The 7,740-nt window shown below is 62.0% G+C and carries 4 protein-coding genes; 1 reads left to right on the plus strand and 3 read right to left on the minus strand.

Features of this window, described 5'->3' with window-relative positions:
• Positions 1-51: 51 nt before the first annotated feature.
• Genes VD997_04225 through VD997_04235 form a run of 3 tightly spaced genes read right to left on the minus strand, consistent with a single transcriptional unit; the run spans position 52 to position 7,464 of the window.
• The gene (locus VD997_04225) at positions 52-357 is read right to left on the minus strand and encodes a hypothetical protein (GenBank protein HYE61181.1); all 306 of its coding nucleotides are present in this window, start codon (positions 355-357) and stop codon (positions 52-54) included.
• 52 nt (positions 358-409) lie between these two features.
• Positions 410-1,516: a hypothetical protein gene (locus tag VD997_04230; protein ID HYE61182.1), complete on the minus strand. Its 1,107-nt coding sequence runs from the start codon at positions 1,514-1,516 to the stop codon at positions 410-412.
• Positions 1,513-7,464 (minus strand): hypothetical protein, encoded by a 5,952-nt coding sequence (locus VD997_04235; GenBank protein ID HYE61183.1) that lies wholly within the window; start codon positions 7,462-7,464, stop codon positions 1,513-1,515. Before VD997_04235 ends, VD997_04230 begins: the two co-directional genes overlap by 4 nt.
• An 82-nt stretch (positions 7,465-7,546) precedes the next feature.
• Between VD997_04235 and VD997_04240 the strand changes: the two genes are divergently transcribed.
• Positions 7,547-7,740: hypothetical protein (locus tag VD997_04240; GenBank protein ID HYE61184.1), on the plus strand; the 194-nt coding region annotated here is incomplete at its 3' end.

Below are 7,740 nucleotides of genomic sequence, written 5' to 3' on the forward strand. Positions count from 1 at the left end.
CGCCGGCCCCGGGAAGAGATGGATGTAGCTTGAAGAGCAACCCCGCCGCGCTCAGGCCGCGAGCTTCACGCTCGCGAAGCCGCCGCCGCCCACGCCGAACTGGATCGTGAGCTGGTTGCTGGGCGTGCCCGCGGTCTGCCCGCGCCAGCCCTGCACGATGTAGGTCGCCCCCGCCACGCCCGCGGGGATGGTGGAGTCCACGTAGAACTTCTTGCCGCTGTTGCCGATGAGCGTGAAGACGCTCTCGCCGGTCAGCTTGCGGCTAACGGAGTAGAACCCGCCGCTGCCCGTGGGCTGCGTCGGAGGATGGGTCAGGGTAGGTTCGGAGGGGCTAGGAATTGCAGCCCTCTCAGACACTTTCAGTTTGTTGGTTGTGGCCGCGAAACCACACGGGGCATAGCGGCCGCGCTTATTCAGGGGGCGACTCGCGCCGATCGATCTCCCCTTGGTACCTCTCTGGAGAAAGTGAATCGCCCACAAGCGGCTCGGCATTGATCCTGCTGATCACCGTGGTCATGTCCTGGTCCAGCGTGACCTCGTCTCGTTCAGCGGCCTGTTGAATGAGCCAGGCCGCGTCTTTTCGCAAGTTCTGGTTCACATGGTAAAGCAAAGGCTCGAGCAATGGGATCGCCGGCGCACCGATCCATAGGAGCGCGTGGAAAGCTCCCGCGACATCTGCCTGAGGCGTTTTATAACCGGACCGCGCTGGCGGAAGTTGCTCAACTCCGGACACAAGCTGTTGTACCCATTCCTCTGGCGACTTCCCCGCGTCGGGCGGCGGGGGGTACCACGCCTTTGGAGGCCACTGTTTGCCGAGGTACGGAATACCTTTCCAGACGTGCGAACGATTGGTAAGGTCGAAGGGAGCATCGATCGGCTCGAAGCGCGCGCCGGTCCAGCGCTCGCGGCGTGCAAGCTCGAGCACCTTGCGCGTGCAGAATACCTGCAAAACAGGCTCCAAGTCCTCGGAAATGAATAAGTCCAAACCAGCCCAACTCCCTGGAACAACGTGCAGACCGCGCCGCTTGTGCGCTTGCCACGCCTTTGTGCGAGGTCCGGGGAGGTTCTCACGGAATCCACAGACAGGGCACAATTCGGGCCCCCTTGGAGGATCCGACCGCCTTCGTTCGCCTGAAGCCTCTAAGTCGATCCGTATGCCACTCTTGAGTAGCGGGACGAAGTACTTTGGGGCGTCGCTTTTTCGAAGTTTTTTGCTCCTGAGCAGGTCTATGTGGGTGGGGTGAACCTCGACGGCGACACCGGACGCGCGAAGCGCATCGACGACGCGCTCGCTGAAGAGAGGCCTACCGGCAAGGTTGGTTGACTCCATGATGTCCGGCCACGCAGAGCCCAACTCGCAGATGAGTTCGTACTGGTGACGTTCGATCTTGGTTTGCACGGGTCGGCTGCAGGCGACGCAACGCAGCGCTGTATAGATCGTGCGATCGACAAACGCGGTCGGGTACTTGTTGTCCGCCCTGCCTTCGAGGATAAAAAATTGCGGGTCAGGTGTCATGATTGATCGTACTTGAAGGCCCTGTGCAGTCGCTCCATTTCTGCAAGAATCTGGTCCGTACTGTATTCCGGCAGGCCATCTGTGTCACTCAAGTCTCCATCGACGGCTTCTCGACGGAAAAATGCTGCCCAAGCGGCGTTGAACTCATTGTTGCTGAATGGCGATCTGCTCTGATGCCTCGACGTCTTGACCCAAGCACCAAAGCGCGGATCATTCACGTCCAATCCTCGAGCTGCGAACTTCGCTCTGAATTTGTAGGGCAGCATGTGGTGCGCGGCATGATTCTTCAGATCCGATGGTATCGGTTTGATCAGGCGATCCGGGTCCAACATCGATTTCCTGAGACCGTCGTGCCAGGCGGCGGGCTTGATCACCACCCCGCGTGCTGCCAGGGTTTCTCGTTTTGCGAGGGGCAACTGCCGAAGTGTGGTGAACGCGATCTCATTGTTCCCTGCCCGGCTCGCATCTCGAAGCACCCGAAGCGTATTCTCATTGAGTTCCACCAACTCCGTGACGCGTCCATCTCGTCTGGCCACTATGCGAAGTTGCCGCATCGGCCTCACGGCGCTGTCAACGTTCTTGAGCGCGACCGCCAAAATCCTCGGCAACACGACGTTGCCAATGGTTGCGGCCGAGGCGATCTGCACACCGTCGCCATCAGCCAAGTCGCCGGCGGCCGCGACTAAGTCCGTGACGTCAAAGACGAACTCTGCACCGGCGCCTGCGATGCTGACCGCGCTAAAGTACAACTCGGCAACGGATGAGACAAGTTCAGCCGCTCTTGTCACAGCCTGTCGATAACTCCTTTCGAACGTTTCGATCGCATCCGGATCAAGATTCGGATCGATCTGATTGCGCACGGAGGTGTATGCGAGTGCTGCCTCGAGAACCTCGGACAAGTACTGTGCCGCCTGTACTGGATCGAGATCTCGATCGATCTGGGCAACCTCACCCGGCCCGCCGGTGAGAATGTCGACGTCGTATCGGTTATTGTGGGGCCACCACAAATTTGTGACTTGCACTTCGTGCCCAGCGGCATGGTAGTACCCGAATAAACGCACGCCGGCATCGCCATAAAGCATTTCAAACGTCGAGAAGAGCACCTCCCGGGTCAACGGGCCGCTACTTTCCCCGATAACTAGTCGGTCACCGCCCCGTGCACACTCCTCGGTAACAATCCGAGCGCCGGCCGCCTGAACGCGGTTGCCAGCCCGGTCCACAATGTCGTAGACGAGCTCGCCATCGCGCATGACCTGCTGCACGTTGTCTGGCCCAATCTTTTCGAGACCGAGCGGTAACTCGTCCGTTGTAATCAGCAGAATGCGTGGCCTACCGTCCTGCTGGATTACGACGGGGTATTGACGTGGCGGGCTGTACGTGAATGTCGCAAGTGGCTGAACAGTTCTGTTCTGCTCCAGCGCGACTACCGCGTGAGCGGCTGGCAGCAAGCCTTCGAATCGGCAGGTCAGTGGCGTGAAGTCGGAGGGGCCCGATCCCTCAAGGTGATTGTCAATATTTCGCACATACGGCATCAATCGCTTCGGCGGCAAGTTCTCGAAACTGGGCTTTATCCAGATGAGAGACGAGTTTTCTTCTGCCGTTGCCGATCGCCATCCACATGAAATTGTGGCCCGGTCCCACCCGACGTTGCCCGCAGCGTTGGCCGAGGTCTGAGCATTGACCACGACAACCCGTCCGCCCCAACTTCGGACATGGCCGGGGCGCTCCGGATCGGTCTCCGCGGGGATCGTGTAGATCCCGCTTCCGCTTGCCTCCAGTCGGAAGGGCTGGAATGGTGGATTGGCCTGTGTGGGACTGAGTCCTGGAAGCCCTTCAACTCGCCCGATTTCGGCACCGTTGGCGTAGAAAGCAACGGATTGCACGCGCAGTGCCGTGTCTTCGATGATCTCAGAGAGCCTGTCTTTGACATGCCAGTTGATGGTGACATCCATTCCTCCGTCCTCGCGGAGGATGGCTCCGACCACATTAATGGCTACTTCTGGACGAGGATCTTGGGGGGCGAACTCCGGACCCGCCGACAACTCGACTCCTGCGTCGGCATCATACGTGACAAACTGGCTTTCGATCGCTGTGAACTGTGCCACCTTCGTGACTGGAGAGTGACCCTCTTTGATGAGACTCACAGCAACTGCCACGTCGCCCGCAGATTCACTCGGCCTGACCGCCTCCACATACCACGTTGTCTGATCACCCGGTTGAAGTCCGAGCTGCGCCAGGGTGTAGGTCCCTGGACGAACGAGAACTCTTCCGCGGTAGATCGTGCCGGCTGGTGGGCAGAACGTTGATGTGTCTCGGACCGAGTTGTTGTTGGGATCCCGTAATCCGCTTGGCTGAGGGCCACTGACCATTCGACTCCATGGTGCAGTCCAAACGCGCAGCACACCATCTTGTGGCAGTTTGAACGGCTCACCGGCCTCTGGTTGGATCAGGTGTGGATCCGACAATGAGTACACAACTGACAGTTGGTCGGTAGGACCTACATCATCGGGCAGACACACCGTCAGTGGCACCAGCTGCGCCGCATAGTCCAATTGATCGAAGCGTCGCATCGCTTGCGACACATCATTCGAGTATTCAGGCGAGTCCAGAATGCCGAATCCGTCGGCATAGTCGGGGATGCCGTCGACGTCGGAGTCGCCGCTCGCGACCCATATGAGTTTGCCGGGGCGGTCACTTGGCAACTGAGACTCTACAACGTTGCCCGGGGCGACTGGAGGGAATTTATACCCGTCGTCATTGTCTTGGTCGAGAACGAGTTTGAAGAGACCAAGGCGAGGTGCTGCTGGTGTGAAACGCCAATCTTCCAGCACTATCCGGCGTTGCCAGCAGGAGGGTTCCATGCACTCAACGCGCGGCATTCTGCCCGTGTTATGCAATATGTCTTCTGGGGTGAAACTGCTCGGGGTTCCCCAGTTGAAGGTGCAGGTCCCTCCGTTCTCAGCCGCTATTTGCAGGTATGCCGACCCGATCCAGAGCCAGGTTCCTTCAAATGGACTTGAAAAGCCAATAATTGAGTAACTAAGGCTGTGGGTGCCGCTCGAGAGCGGGATGACAAGGGGCGATGCGATCCCATGAGTGCCGGTTTCATTGACTGAACTCAGAGGTACTGCGTTTCCATCGAGTGTCATCCACGAGCCAGCGGCACCACTCCCGCCCGCAATTAGCATGCATTGGCTGTGACTGGCTGAACACCCTGGCAGAATGTTGGGGTCGGGGCACGCCGCCTCATAATAATGCGGGCGGCGGGAGGAACCATCACACATCCCAGTCGCGGCCGAAAAGTGTGACGAGGGATCTGTCCCTGACGGACGTTCCCAATTGTTATGCAAGCCGTCATTGTCATGGTCCTCCGCCCCATCGGGAACCCCGTCGCTGTCAGAGTCAAGAGCGTGCGCATCGAGCCCCATCGCGATCTCGTCCCCGTCCAAGACTCCGTCGCGATCAGAATCCGGATTGGAGGCGCTCAATCCGAGCCTTGCCTCGAGTGAGTCAGTGAGTCCGTCTTTGTCGGTATCGGTGGGATCGGCTCCTGAGGCCGGGCCTTGGTCGGGCGCCTCAGGATCTAAGCCAACCAGTAACTCGAATGAATCAGGAAGCCCGTCCTTATCCTGATCCACAAGGCTGTGCGAATAGCCACGCGCCTCGAGGTACTGCTGGAAGACCCCGTGCTCGTGTCGCCGCAAACTGTGAATGGTCACTCCGTCACGGCCGCGCGGCTCGCTGGCGTTGCTCAGGGCGTTAAGCGGATCTAGGCCTAACTCGCTTTCGGCAAGGTCAGACGCATTATCGTCATCAGAATCGAAGTCGTATCGGTTTGTCCCCCGCGGCGCCTGCGGGCGCGGCGGCGGGAAGGGGGAGCCGTCGGGCCGGCGCGGGTGCTGGGTGCCCAACGGGTCGTACACGACCGGCTGGCCCTCGTAGTAGTCGGGGAGGCCGTCGTTGTCGGAATCGGTGATGATGTCGGGGAAGTTCGCGGGGTCGCAGCGCTGGTTGAGCTTCTCGGAGCCGTCGGGGAAGCCGTCGCCGTCGGAATCGGGGTTGGCAGGGTCGGGGCAGCCGCCCATGATCTCGAGGGTGTCGTTCAGGCCGTCCTGATCCTGGTCCCCGAGCACGTCGAAGAGGCACTCGGCCTCGACGGGGCCGCACTCGGTCATGACGCGCACATGCACGCGCACCCGGTTGGTGCTCGGCACGTTCTCAGCGGTGGCAGTGGTTTCGTTTGTCGTTTCGAAGAACGCGTACGGCCCCTCCCACCAGATCATCGGAACCGACAGCGACGGCCCGCCGCCCTCGGCGGTGACGGTCCATTCGTAGGTCCAGCCGGCGGGGTCCCAAGGGCCGTTGTCGCCGTCGGTGCACGCACTCACCCACAGCTCGCCCGCGCTGTTGACGGCGCGGGTCAGGTCGCAGGGGGCGAGGTCGATGCACTCGGGAGGTAGGCAGTCATAGCCGAATGAGACTCCGCACTCAGCCGTGAGGCAGCAAAGGTCGCCATTGGGCAAGCGGTAGGCGAAGCGCACCCGCGCGGACACCCCGCCTGCAACCGGCGAAGTGATGATGCCGCCGCTGACGATCGAGCCCTCGGGGCCGCTCAGCTTCTCGTAACACCACTCGCCTTGCGGCAGCTGCGACCAGTCGATCACGGCGCCAGCCGCATCCTTGAACGTTGGCCGGATCATGGCGACCGACCCGGGGCGCACGAGCGCCCCGAGCCCGCACTCCAGCGTCATCTGGAGCGTGCAGCCCGCGGGGGGCGTGCCCTCGGGGCAGGTGCAGTCGGCGGGCAGTGGCATTGGGAGGTTGGGGTTGGGATTGGACTCGATGCCTCCGCCGGCGATGCCGGGCGGGGTGCCAAGGGACATCACGGTGGTGAGGCCCTGCTGGTAGGCGTTCACCATCGCCACGAAGTCGGTGCCGTCGGCGGCGCCGTCGCCGTTGATGTCTGCCTGCGGGTCGTTGCCGGAGAGGTAGGAGAAGAACAGGTCGATGTCGGCGGAGTCGACCAGGCCGGAGTCGTCGAGGTCTTCGGGGGCGTAGAGGCGGCCGCCCACCGTGGCGTAGCCAGCGAGCGCGGCCAGCGTGCCCTGGCGCATGGCGAGCACGGTGCCACGGCCGCCCGAGATCAGCATGGCGGACTGGGCGGTCCCCTCATCGGCGGCGGTCAGCAGGTCGCACACGCCGTCGCCGTCCTGGTCGGCGATGGCCTCGACCGCGCCGCCGACGGTGCATCCCTGCGCACCCGGGATCATCCAGTCGATCGCGCCGGTGACCGGGTCGATCGCGATGGCGGCGCCGAGCGGGAGAGTGGCGTTCACCTGCAGGCCCGCGGCCACCGTCGGGACGCCAGGCGTCTGCACCGAGAACGCCGCGGCCGCGCCGGTGAACTCACGGGAGGCGTCCCCAGTGCTGAGAGCGTGCAGCAGAGCCCCGCCCTGCGCGCCCGAGATGACCTCCGCGGTCGTCGCGTCCGCACCGACTTGGAACGCATCGGAAATGCCGTCGAGGTTGAGGTCGAAGGGCTCGGGGCAGTTGCTGGGCAGCAGCATCGCCGAGGCGGCGAGCGGGAGTGCGCAGGCCGCGGCGATGGCGGCGAGGGCGGGCGCGTGGTGGTCATCGGCTCGCGCGGCACGGTAGAGATCAACCCGCGCGCGCTCATGTCGCGCGACGCGAGCATCCACGGCCTCACGCTCTTCAACGCCACGCCGCGCGAACTCGAAGACATTCACGCCGCCGTCGGCGCGGGCCTCGAAAGCGGGACGCTCAACCCCGTCGTCGGCCGCGAGCTGCCGCTCTCCGAAGCCGCGCGCGCGCACGAGGCCGTGCTCGAACCCGGCGCGTACGGGAAGATCGTGCTTATACCTTGAGTCGATTTTGGATTTTAGATTTTGGATTTTGGATTGTTCGAGTTTCGGCAGTTGAACTTTCAAAATCCGAAGTCGAGCTTGAGCAGCACGCTAATCCAAAATCTAAAATCTAAAATCCAAAATCCTTTTCAAAGGGTTGACGAACATGAAGAAGCCGATTCGCATTCTTTTGCAGACGACGATCCCGACGACGGAAGACGACTGGAGCATCGCGCGTTTTTCGATGCTGCGCGAGTATCTGGCGTCGCTGAAGGACGAGGCGGGCGCGGCGTTGTGCGAGGTGGTCGCGCGCGACCGCGAGCGCGACGCGGAGGGGAACGATCCTGTGTTGAGCAGGCT

Source organism: Phycisphaerales bacterium, from assembly GCA_035627955.1.
In the GTDB taxonomy this organism is placed as follows: domain Bacteria; phylum Planctomycetota; class Phycisphaerae; order Phycisphaerales; family UBA1924; genus JAEYTB01.

Coding starts and splice junctions, on each gene's coding strand:
- VD997_04230 (HYE61182.1), bottom strand. CDS start 1,516: ATGACACCTGACCCGCAATTTTTTATCCTCGAAGGCAGGGCGGACAAC.